This window comes from Streptosporangium sp. NPDC004379 (assembly GCF_042873875.1).
Classification (GTDB): domain Bacteria; phylum Actinomycetota; class Actinomycetes; order Streptosporangiales; family Streptosporangiaceae; genus Streptosporangium.
On the sequence record NZ_JBIAMC010000007.1, the window covers coordinates 249,001 to 271,939 of the forward strand.

A 22,939-nucleotide genomic window follows, 5' to 3' on the forward strand; every position below is an offset into this window, starting at 1 on the left:
CTGCGCGCGGCGCTGACAGGTGCGTCAAAATCGTGTCACCAGGGACGGTCCACTACATCACGAAAGTGGGTCCCGATGCGAAAAATGGTGCCGCGCATGACCGCGGAGTCGTTGCCCGAGCGGCTGGACGACCTGCCCGTGGAGCCGAAGGACTTCCTCCAGCTCGTGGCCGTCGACTTCACCGGGACCTATAACGTCTACCTCTCCGCCAAGGACGAACGGCTCAAGATGACCAGGCTCTCCATGAGCCTGCTGTCGGCGCCGTTCGCCGCCGCGATCGCGCTGGCCAGCACGAAGGTGATCGACCCCCGGGCGCTGACCTCGTGGGACGGTGTGCCGGGCTACCTGTTCGCGATGGTCACCGCGTTCGGGTTGCTGAACATGCTGCCGTTCCTGCGGCTGATCGAGGCCGTGAACGCCCACATGCGGACCGCCCGCGCCATCAACAACTTCCGCCTGCTCTACGTCGTCCAGCTCAAGGACCACCTGTCCGCGCTGGGCTGGACCCCCAACCTGCCGGTGGACCCCCGCTATCCCGAGACGTACGCGCCGCTCGCCTGGCCGGGCGTCAACGTGATGATGCTCGCCGTGGTCAACGGCGCCTACATGGCGGTCGGCGTGCTCGGCCTGGTGGGCGCCGATCCCAATCCGGCGTTGCTCATGGTGGTCATCGGACTGATCGCGCTGATCCACTATTTCATCTACTACGTCCGCGCGAACGTCTCCCGCCGCCGCAGGCTTCCCCACAATCCCTACCATTTCCCCAACGTGGAGACCTGAATGTCCGACTACCTCAGATTCGCGTCTTGTGGGGAGACGTGGATCTGGCTGATGCGCCACGTGCGACGCCACGGCCTGCCCGCCGAGGACGACCGCGGCCCGGTCCTCGAGGCCCCGCCGGCGCTGTTCGAGATCACCGGCCTCGGCTGGGACGACCCGGTCCTGCGCTCCTACGGCGACGCCCGGAAGATCCCGCCGTACTCCAGGAAGTTCAGTGAGCGCGTGGTGATCCCGCCGTTCAAGTACAGCTACGGAGGCCGGCTCCGGCAGCTCCTCGGCGTCGACCAGCTCCGCTGGGCGGCCGGCGTGCTGCGCGCCAAGCCGTACACCAAGAGCGCCTGGATCTCCCTGACCGTCCCCGGTGAGCCGCCGGACGCGGTGCCCTGCCTGACCAGCCTCGCCTTCCGGCTCCGCGAGGGGCGGCTGGCGATGACCGCGGCCTTCCGGTCACAGAACGCCCTCACCTCCTACCTGAACTACGTGCCGCTGCGTAGTATCCAGGGCGAGGTCGCCGAAGACCTCGGAGTGGGCTGTGGGGCGATGAGGGTCTTCGTCGACGTTCCGCACATCTACGCGGTGGACGCGGCGACGGTCGAGGAGATCCTCCGGCTGTCGGAGCGCGATGGGCTCGGCGAGGGCGGGTCGGCACCGGGTGATGCTGGTCGACCTGGACGGGACGGTGGTCGACTATGCCCGGACGGAGCGCGCCGCGCTGGCTGAGGTCCGCCACCGGTTCTTCCGGATGGACCACGCCGAGTTCCTGACGGCCTTCCACGCCGCCAACGAGCCGCTCTGGGCCGCCTACCGCGAACACCGGATCACGCTGGCGGAGCTCCGGCTGGAACGCTGGGCACGGCTGGGCGCCCCCCGCGGGGTGGCGGCGGCGTTCGAGGACGCGCTCGGGCGGCACGTGGCCCTGTTCCCCGAGGCCCGCGCCGCCCTGCGGCGGCTGGCGCGGCGCCTCCCCCTGGCACTGGTGACCGACGGCCTGGCCGACGTGCAGCGGGCCAAGCTGCGCCGTACCCGTATCGGGGGGTTCTTCCGGCACGTGGTGATCGCGCCCGAGGTGGGCATGCGCAAGCCCGACGGCGACCTGCTGCACCACGCCCTCGGCCTGCTGGAGGCCGAGGCCGGCGACGCGCTGATGGTCGGCGACTCCCCGGCGAGCGACGGCGCCTGCGCGCGGGCCGCCGGGGTGGACTTCTGCTGGGTGAACCGCACCGGGGCGGCGTGCGTCCCGGAGGTCCCGGTCCATCGGACCGTCACCCATCTCGGAACCGTCTGAAGGGGTCAGACCGGTTCGGGGGACGCCTCGACCTGAAGGGATCAGACCGGTTCGGAGGACGCCTCGAACGCCTCGGCGACCGCGGCCCGGACCCGGTCCATGCCGACCGGGGAGCCGATCTCGCGGCTCAGGGAGGTCATGTCGACCTCCGGCATGCCGCACGGCACCGCCCAGTTCCACGGGGACAGGTCGCCCTCGACGTTGAGGGCGAACCCGTGGCTGGTCACGCCGCGGCTCTGCCGCATGCCGATCGAGACGATCTTCCGGCCGGTCTCGACGGTCCACACCCCGGTGAGCAGCTCGGCGCCGGGCGGGGTGTCGCGGCGCTCGGCCGGGACGCCGAGCGCGCCGAGCGCGCGGACGAGGCGCAGCTCGACCTCCCGGACGTAGTCGACGATCTTCTCGGTCTCGTCGAGCTTGACGATCAGGTAGCCGACGAGCTGGCCGGGGCCGTGGTAGGTGAGCTGCCCGCCGCGGCCCGTGGTCACCACCGGGATGCCGTGGGACGGATCGGGCAGGTGCTCCTGGAGCGTACGCTTCCCGACGGTGTACACCTGCGGGTGGCTGAGGAGCCAGAGGGCGTCGGGGCGCTCGTCGCGCTGCCTTCCGCCGACCAGGTCGGTCATCCGCTCCATGGCCTTCTCGTACTCGACCAGCTCGTCCTGGATCAGCGACAGGGGACGTTGCCTCATGCCCCCAGCATATTTTCCCCTGCGGGTCCCGGCGGCGGCCGCCCTCCGTCGGCGGCCGGCCTCCGGTTCGGGCGGCTCCCGGTTAGGGCCGCCTTCGGTTCGGGTGGCTCCCGGTAGCGGGCGGCTTCTAGTAACGGGGGGCCGCGGAGGCCTTCGGCATGACGATCCACAGCACGACGTAGGCGACCCACATCGGCCCGGGAAGGAGCGAGAGGATCAGCCACAGCACCCGGACGAGGGTGGGCGGCACGCCGAGGCTCTCCGCGATCCCGCCGCAGACGCCGGCGATGACCTTGTGGTTGACCGAACGGTGCATTTCTTCCTCTTTCCGAGTCGTCGTTTCCACCCCGTTCAACGAGGGCCCGAGACGTCCACGTTCCCCACGAGACCCTGAGAAAACCCTGACAGGGTCGCGCCGGCCTCGCCTTTCCCGGAAGCGACCCGCTTCACCTGGTAAAACCCGTGTCCGCCTTCGCGTTCCCGACCGGCGCGTCAGACCCGCCTCGGGGTTTTACGCCGCTTACGGTTTACGGGGGTGCGCGCCCCTCGGAGTGCCCCGCACGTCCTTTCCGACCCGAGGAGCATGAATGCGCAACCACCTGACCGCCGGAACGGCGGCGATCCTCACCGTGCCCCTGGTGCTCGTCGCACCGGCCGTCTCGGCGGCCGCCCCGCCGACGGTGCCGCCCGTCGCCACGCTCCCGGCGGCCCCGCACGCCGTCCCGGTCACAGCCCCGGGCGCCGCTCCCCCGGCGACGCCGCACGCCGTCCCGGCGCCGGCCCGGACGGCTCCCCCGGACCTCGCGGTGCCGACGCTCATCCCGCCCCTCACTCCGCCGACGTTCGCCCCGGCGACGTTCGCCCCGCCGACGGCGACCCCGCTCCCCGTGCCGACCCTCTCGCTGGCGAACATCAAGGCGCACCTGGCCCGGTTCCAGGCCATCGCCGACGCCAACGGCGGCAACCGCGCCCACGGCAGCCCCGGCTTCCTCGCCTCGGCGAACTACGTCAAGAACCTCCTCGACGGCGCCGGGTTCACCACGACCCTGCAGCCGTTCACCTACGGCGGCCTGACCGGCTACAACGTCATCGCCGACTGGCCCGGAGGCGACCCCGACGACGTCCTCATGCTGGGCGCGCACCTCGACAGCGTGAACGCCGGACCGGGCATCGACGACAACGGCTCCGGCAGCGCCGCCCTGCTGGAGACCGCGCTGGAGGTCTCCCGCCGTGCGCTGAAACCCACCAGGCACCTGCGGTTCGCCTGGTGGGGCGCGGAGGAGCTGGGCCTGCGCGGCTCGGCCCACTACGTGAACAACCTCACGGCCGCCGAGCGCGCGAAGATCAAGGCGTACCTGAACATCGACATGATCGGCTCCCCCAACCCCGGCTACTTCGTCTACAACGGCGGCAACGCCGACAACACCACCGGGGTCCCGGCCCCGGAGGGCTCCGAGGAGCTGGAGCGGACTTTCCGGGCCTACTACGCCTCCATCGGCGTGCCCGTCGCGGAGGTCCAGCTGAACGCCCGGTCCGACCACGGTTCGTTCCTCGCCGCGGGCATCCCGGTGGGCGGCGTCTTCAGCGGGGCCGAGGACATCAAGTCCCTGACCCAGGTCCAGCTGTGGGGCGGCACGGCGGGCAGGCCGTTCGACTCCTGCTACCACCAGCAGTGCGACACCACCTCCAACATCGACGACACCGCGCTCGGCCGCAATGCCGGCGCCGTCCCCTACGCCGTGTGGACGCTCTCGCTGAGCGCGCCCCCGAAGGCCGTCTGGCAGGACGAGTTCGAGTCGGCGACCGGCTGGATCACCAATCCCGCGGGCACCGACACCGCCACCAGCGGCCGGTGGGAGCGCGGCCGCCCCGAGGCCACCTCCTACGAGGGCCCCAAGCAGCTCGGCACCACGACCAGCGGCGTCAACGACCTGGTCACCGGGCGGCGGGCCGGGTCGTCCGCGGGCGCGAACGACATCGACGGAGGCAGGACGAGCATCCAGTCGCCGCCCATCACGCTGCCGGCCGGCGGGCCGCTGAAGCTCTCCTTCTCCTGGTATCTCGCGCACGCCGCCAACGCCACCGACGCCGACTACTTCCGCGTCTCGGTCGTCGGCCGCGACAAGCGCCAGGTGTTCGAACGGCTCGGCCAGCCCGCCAACCGCGACGGCGCCTGGGCCACCGCGGAGACGGACATCTCCCAGTTCGCCGGTCAGACCGTCCGCATCCTCATCGAGGCCGCGGACGAGGCCAACCCCTCGCTCGTCGAGGCCGGCGTCGACGACGTCAGGATCAACTGGGGATCCGACCGGCTCCTCTGAGGACCCCGGGTACGGCTCCCGCCGGGCGGGAGCCGTACCCGGGAAGCAGGCCGCACCGCGGGACCGGAAGGGGCCCGCGCGGGCCGTGCCGCGGCGACCAGGGGAGCCCCATAACGTTTCACATCCCCGTTCGGGAGGATCTAGGCGCGGGCCGTTTATGACGGTACGTTCCGCCTTAGTACACACGGGGGACCTTCCACGTTCCACCTCCCGAGGAGCGCAATGCGCCTTACGTCACGCCGCGGCACGGTCAGGACGGCCGTCCTGGTCACGGCCGTCGCCCTTCCCCTCGCCCTCGCGGCACCCGCCGCGACGGCCGGGACCGCCGCGCCCGCCGCGTCCGGCGTCTCCGACATCCTGGCGGAGGCCGTGGCCCACCTGGTCAAGGGCCAGAACGTCAAGAAGCACCTCGACGCGCTCCAGGCCGTCGCCGGCGCCAACGGCGGCAACCGGGCCGTGGGCACGCCCGGCTACGACGCCTCGCTGGCCTACATCAGGGACAAGGTGACCCGGGCCGGCTACAAGGTGTCCACCACCGACGTCGAGTTCCCGATCAAGTGGGAGGAGTTCTCCCCCTCGGTCCTGCAGAAGGTCTCCCCCGAGGCGAAGACGTACGCCAACCCCACCGACTTCGTCACCGTGACCCCGTCCGACGGCGGGGACGTCACCGCGGAGATCCAGGTCGTCGACCCGGTCATCCCGCCCGCGCCCGTCCCCAACACCTCCACCGCGGGCTGCGAGAGCTCCGACTTCGCTGGATTCGTCCCCGGCCGGATCGCCCTGATCCAGCGCGGCACCTGCGCGTTCATCGACAAGGCCACGAACGCGAAGGCCGCGGGCGCGGCCGGCGTGATCTTCTTCAACGAGGGCCAGCCCGGCCGTACCGACCCGTTCGGGTTCGACATCCGCGAATGGCGCTTCGGCTTCCCGATCGTCATCACGAGCACCGCCGTCGGCCTCGACCTGGCCCGTGACCCGGGCACGGTCGTCCACCTGAAGGTGGACGCCAAGACCACGGTCGGCCACGCGAAGAACCTCATCGCCGAGTCCCGGTACGGCGCCGCCGGCGAGGTCGTGATGGCCGGCGCCCACCTCGACAGCGTCCCCGCGGGTCCTGGCATCAACGACAACGGCTCCGGCAGCGCCGCCATCCTGGAGACCGCGCTGAAGACGGCGCACCTGCCCACCAAGAACCGGCTTCGGTTCGCCTGGTGGGCCGGCGAGGAGCTGGGCCTGCTCGGCTCCGACCAGTACGTCGCGGGACTGTCGCAGGCCGAGCGGGACCGGATCCGGCTCTACCTCAACTTCGACATGATCGCCTCGCCGAACGACGTCACCTTCCTCTACGACGGCGACGACTCCGACGCCGAGGGCTCGGGCCCCGGCCCGGACGGCTCCTCCGGAATCGAGAAGGTCTTCGAGCGGTACTACGGCAAGCGCGGCCTGCCGTACAAGGGGACCGACTTCGACGGCCGCTCCGACTACGGCGCGTTCATCGCCAACGGCATCCCGTCCGGCGGCATCTTCACCGGCGCCGAGGGGATCAAGACCGCCGAGGAGGCCGCCCGCTTCGGCGGCACGGCCGGCCGGCCGTACGACCCCTGCTACCACGACGTGTGCGACACCATCGCCAACGTCAACGCCGCCGCCCTCGACCGCAACGCCAGGGCCGTCGCCTACGCGACCGCGCGGTACGCCTACGACCTGACCGGCATCCCCGACCGGAACGCCGCCGCCCAGGCCAAGGCCGCCGCCGCCCCGGCGCGGACCCCGGCCCACGGCGCGGCGAGCTGACCCACCCGGCCGCGCCGTCCCCGCGGCGCGGCCGGACCACACAGGACCACACCGGGCGTCGCCTCCGCGGCGCACCGGGCCGCACCCGCGCCGTGTCCACGGCGCACCGGACCGGACCAGAACCACATCGGAACCACACCGAACGCGCCGCGTCCGCGGCGCGCAGGCGCACCACCAGGTTGTACGGCACGCGCCCCACGAAGGCGCGCGCCGATCGGGGGATCCCCTCACCTCCCAACCCGAGGAGCATGATGCGCAAACTGTGGAGCATCGGGGCGGCGGCGATCCTGGCCGTCCCGCTGGCGCTCACCGCACCGGCCGTCTCGGCGGCCGCCCCGCCGGACATCTCGCTGACGAACGTCAAGGCCCACCTCACCCAGCTCCAGTCGATCGCCACCGCCAACGGCGGCAACCGCGCCCATGGCCGCCCCGGCTATCTCGCCTCGGCGAACTACGTCAGGAACCTCCTGGACGGCGCGGGCTTCACCACCACCCTGCAGTCGTTCAGCTACAACGGGGCGACCGGCTACAACGTCATCGCCGACTGGCCCGGAGGCGACGCGAACGACGTCCTCATGGTCGGCGCGCACCTCGACAGCGTGACCGCCGGACCGGGCATCAACGACAACGGCTCCGGCAGCGCCGCCATCCTGGAGACCGCGCTGGAGGTCTCCCGCCAGCGGCTGGCGCCGTCCAAGCACCTGCGTTTCGCCTGGTGGGGCGCGGAGGAGCTGGGCCTGCGCGGCTCGCAGTACTACGTGAACAACCTGCCGTCCACCGAACGGTCCAAGATCAAGGGTTACCTGAACTTCGACATGGTGGGCTCTCCCAACCCCGGTTACTTCATCTACGACGGCGACAACTCCGACGGCGTGGGCTCGGGCCCCGGCCCGGCCGGCTCGGCGCAGCTGGAGGCGACGCTCGCCGCCTACTTCGCCTCGATCGGCGTGCCGACCCGGGGCACCGACTTCGACGGACGCTCCGACTACGGGCCGTTCATCAGCGTCGGCATTCCGGCGGGCGGCACGTTCACCGGGGCCGAGGGCATCAAGTCGAGCTCCCAGGCGAGCCTGTGGGGCGGCACGGCGGGCGCGGCGTTCGACTCCTGCTACCACCGCTCGTGCGACACCGTCTCCAACGTCAACGACACCGCACTGAACCGCAACGCCGACGCGATCGCCTACGCCGTGTGGACGATCGCCACCGCCACCCCGCCGGTGACGGTCTACTCCGACACCTTCGAGACGGCGACCGGCTGGACCGTCAACCCGTCCGGCACCGACACCGCCACCGCCGGGCAGTGGGAGCGCGGCGACCCCGAGGCCACCGCCTCCAGCGGCGCCAAGCAGCTCGGCACCACGGTCAGCGGCGTCAACGACCTGGTCACCGGACGTCTGGCCGGGGCCTCGGCCGGTGACCACGACATCGACGGCGGCACCACCACCGTGCAGTCGCCGCCGATCACGCTGCCGTCGGGCGGCCCGCTCAAGCTGGGCTTCTCGTGGTACCTCGCGCACGGCTCCAACTCCTCCAGCGCCGACTACCTGCGCGTCAAGGTCGTCGGCTCCACCACCACCCAGGTCTTCCAGCAGCTCGGCGCGGCGGCCAACCGCGACGGGGCCTGGGCCGCGGCCGAGGCGGACGTCTCCGCCTACGCCGGGCAGACCGTCCGCATCCTCGTCGAGGCCGCCGACGCCTCCACCGCCTCGCTCGTCGAGGCCGGCATCGACGACGTGAAGATCACCCGCTAGGAGCCCCGGTACGGCTCCCGCCCCGCGGCGGGAGCCGTACCGGAAGGTCAGTGCTCGGAGGTGAAGGTGGCCCCCTCCTCGCCGGGGCCGGAGGAACGATCCGCCTGCGGTGCGGGTACATCCCACTGCTGGACGGCGACATCCCAGTTCCCGGGGGCGGGAGCGAGCCCGTCGAGGATCCCCTCGGCCGTTTCCGCGCTCTTCTGCAGATCGGACATGAAGTCCGTCCCCGACGGCACCCGGTCGCGTGGCACCACCGCGACCGTGACGCCGTCGCTGCTCAGGAAGTCCCACTTCGCCGGCTTCGGCCCGCACGGCCGCGCCACGGCGAGCACGCCGCCGTCGCGGACGCCCGGCCAGATGAACGCGTACATGTCCGCGTCCTCACATCGGACGTACACCGAGCCCGGCCCGCTTGTCGCCGCCTTCACCCGGAACCTCTTGTTGATCTTCGTGTAGGAGCGGCTCTCGACCGTGTGGCTGTCGGGAAGACCGCCCAGATTCCGCTCGCCCTTCGTCGCGGGCATCGTGCCGTTGTCGAGGCAGATGTCCGGCGAGCAGGATCGGGTGGAGACACCGCCGTCGTGGACCGCGATCTCCCAGAAGCCGGGTCCGGGTGCGGCGCCCGCCAGCACCCGGTCGAAATCCTCCGGTGTGAGCGTCGTCTTCCTCATGATCTCCGGTGGAACCTGCGAGGTCCGTACGGTGAACGCCTGGATCTCGGCGGCGGTCCCCTCCCCGGCTCCTTCGAGCGTGCCGAGCGCGGTCCGCTGACGCCCCCGATCGCTTCCGCAGTCGCTGCGATCGACCCGGTTCCCGAAGCGTACGAAGGTCTGCACCGGACCGGCGCAGTTCACCCGGTAGGAGGACCGGTCCGTCCTCGGGACGAAGGAGAGAGTCTCGGTCTTCCCCTCCGTCTCGAACCGCGCACCCGCCAGCCGTATCCCCTCTTCCCGGGGCGCCTCCACCGTGGCCGCGATGTTCGACGCCGTCCCCCGGCCACCGTGCAGCAGCAGCGGTGCGGGGGTGGCCACGACCGCCAGCGCCGCGACGACCGCGGCCACACGCCTGCGCCGCCGGATCCGGCGCCCCTTGGCGATTATCTCCTCCAGGTGGGCGGCGCCCCCGCTGCCGCCCCCGCTGCGCTCGATGAGCAGGTCCCTCAGGTCGTGCTCGTCGTGGATCATCGCTTCGCCTCCGTCATCGTCCCGATTCCCCGATCGACCCGCAGCCGGGCCAGCGCTCTGCCGAGCTGGCTCTTCACGGCCCCCAGCGAGCAGCCGAGCACGTCCGCCACCTGGGCCAGGGTCATCCCCTCGAAGTAATGCAGGACCACCACCGCCCGCTGGCGGACGGACAGCACGCCGAGCGCCGTCCACAGCGCGTCCCGCTCGCCGACGCCGTCGGTGAAGTCCCCTTCGATCGCCTGCTCCGGCAGGACCTCGGTAGGCACCTCGCCCCGCCAGCGCCGCCGCCACCAGGAGGCATGTGTGTTGGTGATGATCCGGTAGACGTACGGATCGGGGTTGCCGTCGATCCGCCGCCAGGCGGTCCACGCCTTCGCCAGCGCCGTCTGCACCAGATCCTCGGCTTCGGCCCAGTCCCTGGTGAGGAGATACGCCGTTCTTCGCAGCCGTTCGTGCCGCTGCGCGACGTAGTCCGCGAACTCAGTCATTCCTTTGCCTCCCGCGTACGGCTTCGAGAATGACTACCGCCGGGGCCCCGCACCCGGTTGACAGCGATCTCAACCGAATGACCGAGGCGCGGCGACTCTCCACCTCCGCTAATCTCGCGTAGGTCACGCACGTGCTGGGATGGAAGGTGCCCACGTTGATCGGCTGGTTCGAAGCGGTGGTCCTCGGGCTCGTACAGGGGCTGACGGAGTTCCTGCCGATCTCCTCCAGTGCCCACATCAGAGTCGTCTCGGCGCTCCTGGGCTGGCAGGACCCGGGTGCGGCGTTCACTGCGGTGATCCAGCTCGGCACCGAGGCCGCGGTGGTGATCTACTTCCGCCGGGACATCTGGGAGATCATCTCCACCTGGACCCGGTCGCTGTGGCGGCCCGACCTGCGGTCCCACCACGCGGCGCGGATGGGCTGGTACGTCATCGCCGGCACGATCCCGATCGTCGTGCTGGGCCTGCTGTTCAAGGACAGCATCGAGACGGTCTTCCGCGACCTGCGCCTGATCGGCACCACCCTGATCGTCTTCGGCGTGATCCTGTGGCTGGCCGACCGCACCGCCCGCAACAAGCTCACGCTGCAGAAGAACCTCAGCCTCACCCACGCCCTGGTGTACGGCCTCGCCCAGTCGCTGGCCCTGATCCCGGGCGTCTCCCGCTCCGGCGGCACGATCAGCGCCGGCCTGGTGCTCGACTACCGCCGGGAGGAGGCCGCCCGGTACTCCTTCCTGCTGGCCATCCCGGCCGTGCTGGGATCCGGGTTCCTGGAGCTGTTCAAGATCGGCGAGGGCCGGGCGCCCGAGTGGGGGCCGACCATCCTGGCGACGGTGATCTCGTTCTTCGTCGGCTACGCCGCGGTGGCGTGGTTCCTGAAGTACATCAGCACCCACCGCTTCACCGGCTTCGTGGTCTACCGGATCATCCTGGGCGTCGTCATCATCGCCCTGGTCTCCTCCGGCGTCCTCAACCCCATGGCGTAGTACCCGCGCGGACGGCGCAACCGGGACGACGGACGCCCCGGAGGGCCGGGACCGCGCGGTCGTCCGGATCGGGAAGACTGGACGGGTGCGTCCCGACCGCTTCGACCTGCCCGTCCGCCACGCCCTGCCCGAACTGCTCGCGGCACTGGACGAGCGCGGCGTCGCCGTGCTCGCCGCGCCGCCCGGCACGGGCAAGACCACGCTCGTCCCGCTCGTCCTGGCCGGCCTCGCCGGAGCCCGCCGACCCGCGGGCGAGCCGGTTCCCGGCCAGGAACCGGGGAGGGTGATCGTCGCGGAGCCCCGCCGGATGGCGGCGCGGGCCGCGGCCCGCCGGATGGCCTGGATGCTGGACTCCCGGGTCGGTGCGGAGGTCGGGTTCTCGGTCCGGGGCGAGCGCAGGGCCGGACCGGACACGGTCGTCGAGGTCGTCACCACCGGGGTCCTGCTCCAGCGGCTGCAACGCGACCCCGAACTGGCCGGCGTCGGCACCGTCCTGCTGGACGAGTGCCACGAGCGCCACCTGGACGCCGACACCGCCCTCGCCTTCCTCCTCGACGTCCGCGCCACCCTCCGTCCCGACCTGCGGATCGTCGCCGCCTCCGCCACCGCCGACGCCGAACCGTGGGCCCGGCTGCTCGGCTCCGGCGCCCCGCCGTACGGCGACGCGGCGTCCGGTGACCCTCGCGGCGCCTCGTCCGGCACGGCACCGGGCACGCCGTCCTCCGGCGCGGCGGGCGGCGACCACGCGTCCGGCGGCGCGCCGTACGGCACCGGCGTCTCCGGCGGCGACGTGGCGCCCGTCGTGCGGGCCTCCGGTGAGGCGCACCCCGTCACGCCCGTCTGGGCGCCCCCGCCGGGCCCGGTGACGCCGCCGCGCGGCCTGCGGGTGGACCCGGCGTTCCTGTCCCACGTCGCCGCCGTCGTACGGCGCGCCCTGGCCGAACGGGAGGGGGACGTACTGTGCTTCCTGCCGGGGGTCGGCGAGATCGGCCGGGTCGCCGCGCTGCTCGGCGGGGACACCGGGGGCATCGGGGACACGGAGATCCTCCAGGTCCACGGGCAGGCCCCGGCCCGCGTCCAGGACGCGGTGCTCTCCCCCGGCCGGGGACGACGGGTCGTGCTCGCCACCTCGGTCGCCGAGTCGAGCCTGACCGTGCCCGGCGTCCGGGTCGTGGTCGACTCGGGTCTGGCCCGCGAGCCCCGCACCGACCACGCCCGCGGCCTGGGCTCGCTCGTCACGGTCCGCGCGTCCCGGGCGTCGGCCATTCAGCGTGCCGGGCGGGCGGGCCGCGAGGCGCCGGGAACGGTGTACCGGTGCTGGTCGCAGGCCGAGCACGACCGCCTGCCCGAGTACGCGCGGCCCGAGATCGCCCTGGCCGACCTGACCGGCTTCGCCCTCCAGGCCGCCTGCTGGGGCGACCCCGAGGCCACCGGTCTCGCGCTGCTCGACCCGCCCCCGCCGGCCGCGATGGACGCCGCCCGGCGGACCCTCCTCGCCCTGGGAGCCCTGGGAGCCTCCGGCGGACCCGGCGCCCCCGGTGCTCCCGGGGGACTCGGCGCTCCCGGCGCTCCCGGCGCTCCCGGCGTCCCCGGAGGCCGGGTCACCGCCCGGGGCCGCATGATGGCCGCCGCCGGGGTCCACCCCCGCCTGGCCCGCGCCCTGATCGACGCGGGTCCCCGGGCCGCCGAGGTGGTGGCGCTGCTGTCGGAGCCGCTGCCCCGGGACGCCGGTGACGACCTGGTGGCGATCTGGCGTTCCGTCCGGCGGGGTGGGAACGGGCCCGGGGACGGCTTCCCGGCCCGCTGGCGCGGGGAGGCCGCCCGCCTGGCCCGCGCCGTACCCCGTGAGGACGCCGGACGGGACGGGACCGCGCCGGAACCGTCACGCCGTCCGGGGAGCGGTGAACGCGCGGCCGGCCGCTCCGGGACGCGGCGATCCGGAGACGGCGGCCCCGGAACCGGCGGGCCCGGGTCCGACGACGCCGTGGCCGGGCTGACGGTGGCGCTGGCCTACCCGGAGCGGGTGGCCCGGCGGCGCGGCGGCGCGTACCTGATGGCGTCGGGGACGGCGGCGGAGCCGCCCGCCGGGTCGCGGCTGGGCGACGCGGAGTGGCTGGCGATCGCGGTGGCGGACCGGCCGGTGGGGTCGGCGGCGGCGAGGATCAGGCAGGCCGTCGTGATCGACGAGGAGACCGCCCGGCTGGCCGCCGCGTCCCTGTACGAGGCCACCGAGGAGGTCGCCTGGCGGATCCCGCCGGGTGAGCGGCGCGGTGACGTCTCGGCACGCCGGGTGGAGCGCCTGGGCGCCGTCGAACTGTCGTCGGTCCCGCTGCGCGACGCCGACGTCCGGCCCGCCGTACTCGCGGGCCTGCGCGCCGAGGGGCTCTCGCTGCTGCGCTGGATGCCCGAGGCCGTCGCGCTGCGCGAGCGCCTGGCGTTCTGTCGGCGCGCGCTCGGCGACCCCTGGCCCGCGACGGACGACGACGCCCTCGTCGAGGCTGCCGACCGGTGGCTGGAGCCGGAGCTGTCGCGCGCCCGCCGCCGCGCCGACCTGGAGCGCGTCGACGTGGCCGCCGCGCTGCACCGCCTCGTCCCGTGGCATGCCCGGCTGGCGGAGGTCGCCCCCGAGCGGATCGAGGTGCCCAGCGGTTCGCGGGTCAGGATCGACTACTCCGGCGACCGGCCGGTCCTGGCGGCGAAGCTGCAGGAGCTGTTCGGCTGGGACGAGGCCCCGCGGATCGCCGGGGTGCCGCTGGTGGTGCACCTGCTGTCCCCGGCGGGCCGTCCGGCCGCCGTCACCGGCGACCTGGCCACGTTCTGGCGCGAGGGCTACCGCGCGGTCCGGGCGGAGCTGCGGGGCCGCTATCCCCGGCATCCCTGGCCGGAGGACCCCCTGTCGGCGGTCGCCACCCGCCGCGCCAACCCGCGCCGCTGACGGGGTTCAGCGCGGGCGGACTCCGTCGATGGCGAGTGCCAGCAGGCGGTCGGCTTCGGCCGGGCCGTCGGGCTCCTGCTCGGTGGCCAGGGAGATGGCGCCGACGAGCTTCAGGAGATGGGTGACGGCGATCCCGGGGCGCACCGCGTCCGCGGCCCGTGCGCGGGCGAGGAGCCCCTCGCCCGCCGTGATGATCATTTCGTGACAGGTACGGCCGAGCGCCGGGTCGCCGCCGCCGCTCATCAGCGAGGCGCCGAGGCCCCGGTTGGCCGCGGCGTGGGCGCCGACGGCGCGAAGCCAGGTGAACAGCGCCTCTCCCGGGTCGGAGGCGGTGAGCAGGTCATCGGCCCTGGCGCAGAGCGCCTTCACCCGGTCTTCGAAGACCACTTCCAGGAGGGCCCGCCGGGTGGGGAAGTGCCGGTGCAGGGTCGCCGAGCCGACTTCGGCACGCCGGGCGATCTCCTCCAGCGACGCCTCGGCACCGTGCTCGGCGACGAGGGCCCCGGCGGCGGTCACGATCCGGTCGAAGTTGCGGCGGGCGTCGGCACGCATCCGCTGCCGGGATGGCACGACGGCGTCCTTGGACACTGCGGCTCCTGATGACTTGCTAAACGGGGTGGTCCTCCATATCGTAGCGAACGCCAAACGGAGGACCACCCCACTTAAGTGGGCGACTCCTCCTCGCATGAGCGCAGAGGGAGAAGCGGTGACACCGACGAACAAGACCGTCGTGGTGGTGGGGGCGACCGGCCTGCAGGGCAGGGCCGTGACGCGCCATCTGCTCCGCGACGGCTGGCGGGTGCGCGCGCTCACCCGCGATCCGGACGGGGACGGCGCCCGGGCGCTGGCGCGGGCCGGTGCGCAGGTGATGCGGGCGCGGATGGAGGACGTCGCCTCCCTGACCGCGGCGGCCGAGGGCGCCTGGGGGCTGTTCAGCGTTCAGCCCACGGTCGGCTCGCCCGGCGCCGCGCCCGGCTTCACCACCGAGGACGAGGTGCGCTGGGGCGTGAACGTCGCCGAGGCCGCGCACGCCGCCGGTGTCGGGCACCTGGTGTTCACCTCGGTCGCCGGCGCGGACCGCCATCCCGGCGAGAAGGTGCCGGTGAACCTGGTCAGCAAGTGGCGGATCGAGAGGCGCATCGCCGAGCTCGGCCTGCCCGCGACGATCCTGCGGCCGGTCTCCTTCATGGAGAACTTCACCGGCGGCTACGCGTTGCGGAACGGCATCCTGTCCACCGGGATCGCACCGGACACCGTCCAGCAACTCATAGCCGTCGACGACGTCGGCGCCGTCACCGCGCTGGCCTTCTCCCGGCCCAGGGAGTGGATCGGCCAGGCGGTCTCCCTGGCCACCGACGAGCTCACCCCCGTCCAGGTCGCCGAGGCCGTCGGGAAGGCACTGGGGATCCCACTGCCCTACGTCCAAATCCCGATCGAGGTGATCCGGGACCTGAGCGAGGACTTCGCCTACGCCAACGAATGGCTCAACGAGCGCGGCTACCGCGCGGACATCCCCGCCACCCGGCGGATCCATCCCGCCGCGATGGACTTCTCCACCTGGCTGAGGCGCACCGGCGCCGCGCGGATCTCCGCGTTCCTGGACTCCGCGCGCACCGCCGGGCAGGGCGCGTGAGCGTCCGCGCGCCCGGCCTCGGACGCGTCGGGATCTGGGCGGGGGAGTTCGACGCGCTCCCCGCGGCCGAAGTCCGCCAGGCCGCGGCCGTGATCGAGGACCTCGGTTACGGCGCCCTGTGGATCCCCGAGACCACGGGTCGCGAAGCCGTCGCGCAGGCCGCGATCCTGCTGGCCGGCACCCGGCGGATCACCGTGGCCGCCGGGATGACCGACGTCTACGCCCGCGACGCGGTCACGGCCGCCGCCGCGCAACGCACCCTGGAGGAGGCCTTTCCCGGACGGTTCCTGCTCGGCCTGTGGGACGGCCATCCGAGCCTGGCCGAGGACGTCCGCGGCCACCGCTTCGGCCCTCCCCTGGCCACCATGCGCTCCTACCTCGACGCTCTCGACACCGCCCCGTTCGGGCCCCCCGCCACGACGGCCTCACCCCACCGCGTCCTGGCCGCACTGGACCCCGGCATGCTCGCCCTGGCCGCCGAACGCGCCCGGGGCGCGACCGTGCTGGGCATGCCCGTCGAGTACACCCGCACCGCACGCGAGATCCTCGGAGAGGACCGTCTTCTGGCCGTCACCCAGTTGTGCGTCCTCGGCCGGGACCGCGCACACCGCCGAACCGGCCCGCACCACGGCCGCGGCCGCCCTGCCCAACCGCCGTGAACTGCTGCGCGGGCTCGGGCACCCGTCCCCGGAGACACTCGACGACCGGCTCGTCGAGGCGATCGTGGCCCATGGCCGCGCCGAGGACATCGCCCGCCGTGTCCGGCGGCACCTCGACGCCGGAGCCGACCACGTCAGCCTGCACGTCGTGACGGCCGGGTCGCACGTCCCGCCCACCCGGCGGTGGGAGGAACTCGCCGCGCACCTCCTCGCTTGATCCGGCGCCGCCGGCCCGCGGTGAACGAGCCTCGGTGAAACCGGGCGGCCGGCCCCCGCGGCTGCGGCGCGGCCCGTGTCCCACCGGGCACCGCCCCGATCACGGGGAGGCCGTACGGCCGGGCCCGGCCGGTCCGGTCAGGCGGGTGCGGCGGTGATCTTGGACGGGTTCATCATCCACAGCACCCGGTCGATGCCCTCGGCGGAGGCGTCGACCGTGAGGACCGTGAACACCTCGCCGTCGCGGCTGAGCAGCGCGGACGTCTGCCCGTTCGTGCTCGCGTACCGCACGTCGACGCCGTCCCAGAAGTGGCTCGCGAACGCCCTGACGTACTTCGCCACCCGGGTCGCGCCCACAACGGGGAAACGGGAGGCGCGCACCGCGCCGCCGCCGTCGGAGTAACTGATCGCGTCCGCGGCGAGGATCTCCTCCAGCGCGTCCAGGTCGCCGGAGCGGGCGGCGGTGACGAAGGCCGTCAGCAGCCGGCGCTGCTCGTCCCTGGCCACGGGCGCGCGGCGTCCTTCGAGCACGTGCCTGCGGGCCCTGCTGACCAGCTGGCGGACGGCCGGCTCGCTCGCCCCGACGATCTCGGCGATCTGCCGGTAGGGGTAGTCGAAGGCCTCCCGCAGCACGTAGGCCGCCCGTTCGGTGGGCGAGAGCCGTTCCAGCAGGACCAGCACCGCGAACTCCAGCGCCTCGCCCCGCTCGGCGCCGAGGTAGGGGTCGGCGCCGGTGTCGACCGGTTCGGGCAGCCAGGGGCCGACGTAGGTCTCGCGCCGCGCCCGCGCGCTCTGGCTCTCGTTGATGGCCAGCCGGGTGGTCACCGTCGCCAGGAACGCGGCGGGGTTGTCCACCGCGGCGCGATCGCAGCCCTGCCAGCGCAGCCAGACGTCCTGGACCAGGTCCTCGGCCTCGGCGGCGCTGCCCAGCATCCGGTAGGCGATGCCGAACAGGCGGGGCCGCACGTCCGCGAACACCGCGACGGCGTGGTCCAGATCCCCCGCTCCGCCGGACGTCCCCACCGGCCTGCCGTCCACCACGCCGTCACCTCCCGCTCGGGTCTCCCCTCATCCTGTCACCCGCCCTCAGTGGAGCCCGACCGGGGCGATAAGAGGTCTACCACCGTTTGAGGCCCCCTCAGATGAGGAGGCCGCTGCGGGCGGCCAGACCGCGCAGTTCCGGTGTCGTGCGCCCGGACGTCAGGAGACCGGAGACGAGGGACCTCACCGCCGGACGGCTGTGTGTTTCTTCGGGGGCGTGGCGTTCGGCGGTCAGGATCGCGCGTATGCAGTCGTCGCGACGGCCCAGTTGTCCGAGGGCTGCGGCGATGTCGGTGTAGTAGCGGGAGCGGCGTTCCACACTGGGAAGCTTCTGCGGTGTGATGGCGCTTGCGGCGGCCAGCGCCGCAGCGGGGTCACCGGCTGAGTTCTCCGCCGAGATGAGATGCAGCTGAACGGTGACCGGGCTGATGCCTCCGCCGTGGTCGCGCAGGAGAGTGGCGCCGCCGAGTTCGGTGGCGATGGCGGCGGCTTCGGCGGTGAGCTGCCGCATGCCCTGGCGGTCGCCGCTGCGCGCGGCGGTGTAGGCCGCCGATTGGATCAGCAGGCCACGTTCGGCGGCACCGGCGCGTCCTGCGCTGCGCAGGCCGGGATCGTCGGCGGCGGCCAGCGCGATGGACATGGCCTGGTCGTTCCACCCGGCTTTGCGAGCCAGGACGGCGAGGTTCCGCGCGGCTTCGGCCATGGTGAGCATGTCACCCCCTACTTCGGCGAGTTGGCGGGCACGGTCTGCCGCCATCCATCCGAGGTGATGCTCGTCGAGTTTGACGAGCATCCGGGTCACCAGGACGTAGGTCTGCACGAGGGTCGTGTACTGATCCGTACCGGCGCCGAGGGCGTGCCCCGCGCGGATCAACCAGGGCAGGCGCACGGCTAGGCCGCCGTAGCAGCAGGCGTGGAAGTCGCTCAGGGCACGCGCAAGCTCCGCGGGTACCTGCCTCCGGCGACAGCGCCGCCGGAGCGTCGCCCAACCCGAGCATCGCGTCGCGCAGGCCGGCGACAAGCGCGTCGCCGAGCGTCGCCTCGCCGGGTTCCGCGCCTCTTACGGGGATGCGGGAGCTTGCGGCAGCGACAGCCGTGACCGCCAGGTTCGCCAGCAGATTCCTTCGCCGCACCGGGTCTTCACCATCCCCCCGCCGAGTGCTCTCCACCTTATGAGGAGGAGGCAGGCGAGGGTAAGCGACAGGCGCGGTGACCTGGCTGTGCCGGACATTCCATGGCGGGGCCAGACCGAACGCCTCACAGGCGATGCCCAGCGCCCCGGCGAAGCGGCGCAGCACCGCGACGTCGGTCATCGGTGAGATACCCCGTTCGTAGCGGGAGACCTGAGCGGCGGAGTACCCCGTCCTCTCACCGAGCTGGGCCAGCGTCAGCCGTTGCGCCTGTCGTGCTTGACGAACGAGATCCCCGGGCGTTGTGATCACCTGGGGGATTGCTCGTGGACTGCCAATCGCATCCATACCCTGTCCCCGCTGGTAGCCGAGACTGTGTCTTTCCACGTAGCCGCCAAGGGGGCCGGGGAAAGGGGCTTTGCGTCGGATGCAAACGCCTTTGCAGCTCATGCCAGTGTCTCTCCCGCAGGCCGACGAGATGCGGTGACCTCGAAGGGCAGACGGCTCGCGCTGTGCGGGCCGCCATCCGGATCCCTTCCAGGAGGTCTCGATGCACTCTCCGCTTCCCGTCCGGCCCCCAGCGCTTTCCGCCGTGGATGAACGCCTGGCCCCCGGCTACTACGTACAGGTCGGCGACCTCACCCCTCGCATCGCGCAGCTGCCGGCACGCTGCACAACGGTCTTCGACATCAAGGACGCGATGGCCGCCGACCTCGACGGCTTCACCGGTGCGGGCGAGGAGCCGCGCGGTGCCGTGGAGGACGGCGCCCTGATCGAGGGCGACGTCATCGTCCAGGCCGGCGCTCGCGTCGAACAGGGCGCTCGAATCGCTGGGCCGGTGCTGATCTGCGCTGGTGCGGTCATCGCGGCGCCCGACATCATCGACACCGGCGTATGTGCCCAGATCCTCACCTACACCGGAGCCTGCGTCACCACCGCGCTGGGCCGGTTCGCCGTGGCCCCGGCCGAGGCGGTCCGCCCGGTCATCCACTCCGACCTCGGCCGACAGGTCCGCACGACCGCCGTCCTGGCTGCCGCGGTGCTGGCCCGCGCCGGGCAGGTCGACTTCCCTTACCCTGGCGGGGACGCCTTCTGTGCCCGGCTGATCGACCGGCATCTGGCGGCGATGCAGTCCGCCGGTGCCGAGATCACCGCTGATACCACCGGCATCCGCGCCCGCTACGGTCCCCGTGGTCCGCAGGCGTTCACCATGGATGTGGCGACCCCGTACGGGCCGAGCCTGGGGGCGACGGTGACGGCGATGCTGCTGGCCGCCCGGATCCCGGGCACCAGCCTGATCACGAACCCGTCGATCGAGCCGGAGGTCATCGAGACCGCCCGGTTCCTGGCCGAGCGCGGTGTCGGCATCGGGTTCGACGGCCACGGGCTGCACGTCAATGGGACCGACCGGATCGGTGGCGGGGCGTTCACCGTCATCGGTGACCGGATCGAGGCCGCCACCATGATCATGGCTGCTGCCGCCACCGGCGGTGACGTCCACCTTGATGGGATCACCACCGCCGCCTTCCCCGAGGGCCTCACCGCGGCCCTGGCAGCGACGGGCGTCACCGTCACCGACGACCGGGCCGGCGGCGTCCACACCACCCTGGACGGTCCCCTGCGAGGCATCGACGTGGCCACCGGCGCGGTCGTCTGCCTGCGCGGACCCGTCCGGCTGCACGCCACCACGGCGGCCGCCGCCGATATCCGCGCGGTGACCGCTTTGCTGATCGCCGCGCTGACCGTCGATGGTGTCTCTACGATCCGGGGGGCGTACCACCTCCGGCGCGGCTATGGCCATCTGCTGGCCAACTTCGTCCCGCTGGGAGCCGACGTCACCACCGTGGAGGGCCCCTGATGCCTGCCGTACCGTTCAGTGCCGACGACACCGCCCGGCTGCGGGACGCCCTGGGGAAGGTGATCGCTGACGGCGCCGCCCCCGGTGGCGTCATCGTCTGCGGCACCATCGACGGGCAGCGCGAGGTCCTCACTGGCGGCATCATCGCCACCGAGGCGGGGAATGCGGTCCCGGCCGAGACCACGATCTATGACATCGCGTCACTGACGAAGATTGTTTCGACGTGGCCGCTGGTCGGCCGGGCCCTCGACGCCGGCCTGCTAGACCTGGACGCGCCCGTGCGCAACGTCCTGCCCGCCGTCAGCGGGGAGGCGCCGAGCGGCGAGGCGACCGTACGCCAGCTCTTGGCCCACACCTCCGGCGTGCGGGCGGCGACCCGGCTGGACCGCTACCGGGGCGCGGACGCGCCGCTGCACGAACTGCTGTGCCGTGAGCCGCTCGAGGACGCGCCCGGCTGCCACCGTTACATCAACCGCGGCTACATCCTCCTCGGCCTGGCCCTCGCACACGTCCACGGCCGGCCACTGGATGCTCTCGCCGACGAGCTATGGCGGTGCCTGGGGATGCGGTCCACGATGTACGGGCCCGTGGGCCGCGGACCGCACGTCGCGCCGACCGAGCAGCGCATCCCCGGCGCACCGCGCATCTGGGGTGCCGCACACGATGACAACGCCGCGCTCATGGGCGGCGTGGCCGGCCACGCCGGCGTGTTCTCCACCCCGCACGACCTGGCTGTGTACGCCCATGCCCTGCTCGCCGCCCACGCCTGTGGTGACGGTCTGGGCGACTGGCTACGGGCGAGCCTTGTCACGCAGGCCGAGATCGAGCCGGGAGTGGACCGCGGCCTGTCGTGGATCCTCACCACCGGCAGGCGTGTCGCCTACCATCACGGTTTCACCGGCACCAGCCTCTACCTCGCCCCGGACGCCGGTCGCTACTTGGTGATCTGCACCAACGCCGTCTACCACGGCACCGCCCGATCCCGGATCGCGCCGCTGCGGACCCTTGCGCTCAAGCTGATCTCCGCCGCCTGGCGTTCGGAGACACGACATGAGTGACCTGCTGGCCGACCACACCACGCTGCGCGTCGGCGGTCCCGTCGGTCGACTGCTGGCCCACACCGACCCCGCCGCTTGGCCCGACCTCGTCCGCGCCGCCGCCACCGAATCCGCGGTGCCCTTCACCCTCGGCGGCGGCGGCAACGTCCTTGCCGACGACGCCGGATACCCGGGACCGGTGATCCGCGTGGCGACCCGCGGCATCTCCATCCGTCCCGTCGGTGGCGGCGTCGTGGACGTCACCGCTCACGCCGGCGAACCGCTGCAAGCACTCGTCGACGTCGTCCTCAATGAGGGCCTGTCGGGCATCGAGTACCTCGCGGGAATCCCGGGCACCGTAGGCGCCGCCCCAGTGCAGAACACCGGCGCCTACGGGCAGCAGATATCCGACACCCTGACACATTTGACCGTCTACGACTGGAGCCGCCATCAGTTGGGCGTCTTCCGCCCCGAGGCGTGCGGCTTCGGCTACCGCACCAGCATTTTCAAGACCCATCCGGGCCGGTGGACGATCCTGGAAGCCACCGTGCGCCTCACCTACAGCGCCCTGGCTGCCCCCGTCGCCTACCGGCCTCTCGCCCAAGCGTTCGGCGTGCCCCTCGGCACCCGGCCGCCGCTCAAGGAGGCGGCACACGGGGTCCTCGCCGACCGCCGCAGGCGTGGCGTGTCCCTGCCGGAAAGCGGCCCCGATGCCCGCCAGGCCGGGTCGGTCTTCCTCAACCCGGCCATCACCGCAGTTCAAGCAGCCGTGGTTCAGGCGGCGGGCGGCGTGGTCACGGTGGGAGACCGCGGTGTCCTGCGGACCAGCGCCGGATGGCTGCTCGAACTGGTCGGTTACCGTCCGGCCAGTCCCCTCACACCGGGGGTGTCCTGCTCGACGCGCCGAACCCTCACCTTCACCGCTCACGACGGCGTCACCGCGGCTTCCTTCCACGCTGCGGTACAGAAGGCGGCCGACGACGTGTTCGACACCACCGGCATCCGTCTGCGTCCTGAGCCGGTGCGGCCTGCTCCGATACGACCGCTGCAACGGCCATACGGCTGAGCGGCCGGGTCTCGGGCTCCCCGGCGGAGCCGAAGGCCGACCTCGGTGAGGCGTGCGGCCCCTGTGCCCCACCCTGCCGG

At 72.7% G+C, this 22,939-nt stretch carries 21 protein-coding genes and 1 pseudogene; 14 read left to right on the forward strand and 8 right to left on the reverse strand.

The genetic code is table 11. The features are described from left to right. The first annotated feature begins 75 nt into the window (after window positions 1–75). From ACFYSC_RS17865 to ACFYSC_RS17875, 3 genes are read left to right on the forward strand one after another with little or no spacing between them, the layout of a single operon-like run. Window positions 76–780 carry a hypothetical protein gene (locus ACFYSC_RS17865; protein ID WP_362936592.1) on the forward strand — a complete coding sequence of 235 codons (705 nt, stop codon included), beginning with the start codon at window positions 76–78 and terminating at the stop codon, window positions 778–780. After that, complete coding sequence (locus tag ACFYSC_RS17870; RefSeq protein ID WP_389962338.1) at window positions 781–1,500, forward strand: hypothetical protein; 720 nt, start codon at window positions 781–783, stop codon at window positions 1,498–1,500. It abuts the gene before it with no gap. After that, window positions 1,436–2,065 carry an HAD-IA family hydrolase gene (locus tag ACFYSC_RS17875; protein ID WP_389962341.1) on the forward strand — a complete coding sequence of 210 codons (630 nt, stop codon included), beginning with the start codon at window positions 1,436–1,438 and terminating at the stop codon, window positions 2,063–2,065. The genes ACFYSC_RS17870 and ACFYSC_RS17875 overlap by 65 nt, the downstream gene beginning before the upstream one ends. A 41-nt stretch (window positions 2,066–2,106) precedes the next feature. On the opposite strand, the gene lipB is transcribed toward ACFYSC_RS17875, so the two are convergent. Both lipB and ACFYSC_RS17885 read right to left on the reverse strand, forming a co-directional pair. Further along, the gene (lipB, locus tag ACFYSC_RS17880) at window positions 2,107–2,757 is read right to left on the reverse strand and encodes a lipoyl(octanoyl) transferase LipB (protein WP_389962344.1); all 651 of its coding nucleotides are present in this window, start codon (window positions 2,755–2,757) and stop codon (window positions 2,107–2,109) included. 127 nt (window positions 2,758–2,884) lie between these two features. After that, window positions 2,885–3,073: a PspC domain-containing protein gene (locus ACFYSC_RS17885; RefSeq protein ID WP_362936580.1), complete on the reverse strand. Its 189-nt coding sequence runs from the start codon at window positions 3,071–3,073 to the stop codon at window positions 2,885–2,887. Between the two features lie 271 nt (window positions 3,074–3,344). On the opposite strand from ACFYSC_RS17885, the gene ACFYSC_RS17890 reads away from it, so the two are divergent. The 3 genes from ACFYSC_RS17890 to ACFYSC_RS17900 all read left to right on the forward strand — a co-directional run bounded on the left by ACFYSC_RS17890 (window position 3,345) and on the right by ACFYSC_RS17900 (window position 8,623). Continuing rightward, window positions 3,345–5,078, forward strand: a complete 1,734-nt coding sequence (locus ACFYSC_RS17890; protein WP_389962348.1) for a M28 family metallopeptidase — start codon at window positions 3,345–3,347, stop codon at window positions 5,076–5,078. A gap of 222 nt (window positions 5,079–5,300) precedes the next feature. Next, a complete protein-coding gene (locus tag ACFYSC_RS17895) occupies window positions 5,301–6,872 on the forward strand; it encodes a M28 family metallopeptidase (protein ID WP_389962352.1) in 1,572 nt (523 codons plus the stop codon). Window positions 6,873–7,120: 248 nt separating this feature from the next. Further along, the gene (locus ACFYSC_RS17900) at window positions 7,121–8,623 is read left to right on the forward strand and encodes a M28 family peptidase (protein WP_389962355.1); all 1,503 of its coding nucleotides are present in this window, start codon (window positions 7,121–7,123) and stop codon (window positions 8,621–8,623) included. Window positions 8,624–8,670: 47 nt separating this feature from the next. On the opposite strand, the gene ACFYSC_RS17905 is transcribed toward ACFYSC_RS17900, so the two are convergent. Then, window positions 8,671–9,810 carry a hypothetical protein gene (locus ACFYSC_RS17905; protein ID WP_389962358.1) on the reverse strand — a complete coding sequence of 380 codons (1,140 nt, stop codon included), beginning with the start codon at window positions 9,808–9,810 and terminating at the stop codon, window positions 8,671–8,673. Next, entirely contained in the window at window positions 9,807–10,298 is a 492-nt protein-coding gene (locus tag ACFYSC_RS17910; RefSeq protein WP_389962361.1) for a SigE family RNA polymerase sigma factor, read from the reverse strand. The genes ACFYSC_RS17905 and ACFYSC_RS17910 overlap by 4 nt, the downstream gene beginning before the upstream one ends. A 146-nt stretch (window positions 10,299–10,444) precedes the next feature. Between ACFYSC_RS17910 and ACFYSC_RS17915 the strand changes: the two genes are divergently transcribed. Together ACFYSC_RS17915 and ACFYSC_RS17920 are read left to right on the forward strand one after the other, a co-directional pair. Then, on the forward strand, window positions 10,445–11,284 hold the full coding sequence (locus ACFYSC_RS17915; RefSeq protein WP_389962364.1) for an undecaprenyl-diphosphate phosphatase: 840 nt from the start codon (window positions 10,445–10,447) through the stop codon (window positions 11,282–11,284). 85 nt (window positions 11,285–11,369) lie between these two features. Beyond that, window positions 11,370–14,219, forward strand: coding sequence for an ATP-dependent RNA helicase (locus tag ACFYSC_RS17920; protein ID WP_389962367.1), 2,850 nt, complete (start codon window positions 11,370–11,372; stop codon window positions 14,217–14,219). Between the two features lie 6 nt (window positions 14,220–14,225). Here ACFYSC_RS17920 and ACFYSC_RS17925 read toward each other — a convergent pair whose 3' ends face one another. Further along, complete coding sequence (locus tag ACFYSC_RS17925) at window positions 14,226–14,807, reverse strand: TetR/AcrR family transcriptional regulator (protein ID WP_389962370.1); 582 nt, start codon at window positions 14,805–14,807, stop codon at window positions 14,226–14,228. A 118-nt stretch (window positions 14,808–14,925) separates the two neighbouring features. On the opposite strand from ACFYSC_RS17925, the gene ACFYSC_RS17930 reads away from it, so the two are divergent. The 3 genes from ACFYSC_RS17930 to ACFYSC_RS17940 all read left to right on the forward strand — a co-directional run bounded on the left by ACFYSC_RS17930 (window position 14,926) and on the right by ACFYSC_RS17940 (window position 16,728). Next, the gene (locus ACFYSC_RS17930) at window positions 14,926–15,852 is read left to right on the forward strand and encodes an NmrA/HSCARG family protein (protein ID WP_389962374.1); all 927 of its coding nucleotides are present in this window, start codon (window positions 14,926–14,928) and stop codon (window positions 15,850–15,852) included. Next, window positions 15,849–16,511, forward strand: coding sequence for an LLM class flavin-dependent oxidoreductase (locus ACFYSC_RS17935; protein WP_389962377.1), 663 nt, complete (start codon window positions 15,849–15,851; stop codon window positions 16,509–16,511). Before ACFYSC_RS17930 ends, ACFYSC_RS17935 begins: the two co-directional genes overlap by 4 nt. 64 nt (window positions 16,512–16,575) lie before the next feature. Then, window positions 16,576–16,728 (forward strand): hypothetical protein, encoded by a 153-nt coding sequence (locus tag ACFYSC_RS17940; protein WP_389962380.1) that lies wholly within the window; start codon window positions 16,576–16,578, stop codon window positions 16,726–16,728. A 137-nt stretch (window positions 16,729–16,865) separates the two neighbouring features. On the opposite strand, the gene ACFYSC_RS17945 is transcribed toward ACFYSC_RS17940, so the two are convergent. The 3 genes and pseudogenes from ACFYSC_RS17945 to ACFYSC_RS17955 all read right to left on the reverse strand — a co-directional run. Next, window positions 16,866–17,768, reverse strand: coding sequence for an RNA polymerase sigma-70 factor (locus tag ACFYSC_RS17945; RefSeq protein WP_389962383.1), 903 nt, complete (start codon window positions 17,766–17,768; stop codon window positions 16,866–16,868). A gap of 97 nt (window positions 17,769–17,865) precedes the next feature. Next, a complete protein-coding gene (locus ACFYSC_RS17950; protein WP_389962766.1) occupies window positions 17,866–18,657 on the reverse strand; it encodes a hypothetical protein in 792 nt (263 codons plus the stop codon). A gap of 385 nt (window positions 18,658–19,042) precedes the next feature. Next, window positions 19,043–19,348, reverse strand: a pseudogene (locus ACFYSC_RS17955) (helix-turn-helix domain-containing protein); the annotation flags it as partial. 142 nt (window positions 19,349–19,490) lie between these two features. Here ACFYSC_RS17955 and ACFYSC_RS17960 point away from each other — a divergent pair. The 3 genes from ACFYSC_RS17960 to ACFYSC_RS17970 are packed head-to-tail and all read left to right on the forward strand — an operon-like array spanning window position 19,491 to window position 22,859. Beyond that, complete coding sequence (locus ACFYSC_RS17960; RefSeq protein ID WP_389962385.1) at window positions 19,491–20,756, forward strand: hypothetical protein; 1,266 nt, start codon at window positions 19,491–19,493, stop codon at window positions 20,754–20,756. Then, complete coding sequence (locus ACFYSC_RS17965; RefSeq protein WP_389962388.1) at window positions 20,756–21,814, forward strand: serine hydrolase domain-containing protein; 1,059 nt, start codon at window positions 20,756–20,758, stop codon at window positions 21,812–21,814. The genes ACFYSC_RS17960 and ACFYSC_RS17965 overlap by 1 nt, the downstream gene beginning before the upstream one ends. Further along, window positions 21,807–22,859 (forward strand): UDP-N-acetylmuramate dehydrogenase, encoded by a 1,053-nt coding sequence (locus ACFYSC_RS17970; protein ID WP_389962391.1) that lies wholly within the window; start codon window positions 21,807–21,809, stop codon window positions 22,857–22,859. Before ACFYSC_RS17965 ends, ACFYSC_RS17970 begins: the two co-directional genes overlap by 8 nt. Window positions 22,860–22,939: the final 80 nt, after the last annotated feature.

Excerpts from the sequence above, each read along its gene's own strand:
- ACFYSC_RS17865 (WP_362936592.1), top strand. The coding sequence starts at position 76 with ATGCGAAAAATGGTGCCGCGCATGACCGCGGAGTCGTTGCCCGAGCGG.
- ACFYSC_RS17870 (WP_389962338.1), top strand. The coding sequence starts at position 781 with ATGTCCGACTACCTCAGATTCGCGTCTTGTGGGGAGACGTGGATCTGG.
- ACFYSC_RS17875 (WP_389962341.1), top strand. The coding sequence starts at position 1,436 with ATGCTGGTCGACCTGGACGGGACGGTGGTCGACTATGCCCGGACGGAG.
- lipB (WP_389962344.1), bottom strand. The coding sequence starts at position 2,757 with ATGAGGCAACGTCCCCTGTCGCTGATCCAGGACGAGCTGGTCGAGTAC.
- ACFYSC_RS17885 (WP_362936580.1), bottom strand. The coding sequence starts at position 3,073 with ATGCACCGTTCGGTCAACCACAAGGTCATCGCCGGCGTCTGCGGCGGG.
- ACFYSC_RS17890 (WP_389962348.1), top strand. The coding sequence starts at position 3,345 with ATGCGCAACCACCTGACCGCCGGAACGGCGGCGATCCTCACCGTGCCC.
- ACFYSC_RS17895 (WP_389962352.1), top strand. The coding sequence starts at position 5,301 with ATGCGCCTTACGTCACGCCGCGGCACGGTCAGGACGGCCGTCCTGGTC.
- ACFYSC_RS17900 (WP_389962355.1), top strand. The coding sequence starts at position 7,121 with ATGATGCGCAAACTGTGGAGCATCGGGGCGGCGGCGATCCTGGCCGTC.
- ACFYSC_RS17905 (WP_389962358.1), bottom strand. The coding sequence starts at position 9,810 with ATGATCCACGACGAGCACGACCTGAGGGACCTGCTCATCGAGCGCAGC.
- ACFYSC_RS17910 (WP_389962361.1), bottom strand. The coding sequence starts at position 10,298 with ATGACTGAGTTCGCGGACTACGTCGCGCAGCGGCACGAACGGCTGCGA.
- ACFYSC_RS17965 (WP_389962388.1), top strand. The coding sequence starts at position 20,756 with ATGCCTGCCGTACCGTTCAGTGCCGACGACACCGCCCGGCTGCGGGAC.
- ACFYSC_RS17970 (WP_389962391.1), top strand. The coding sequence starts at position 21,807 with ATGAGTGACCTGCTGGCCGACCACACCACGCTGCGCGTCGGCGGTCCC.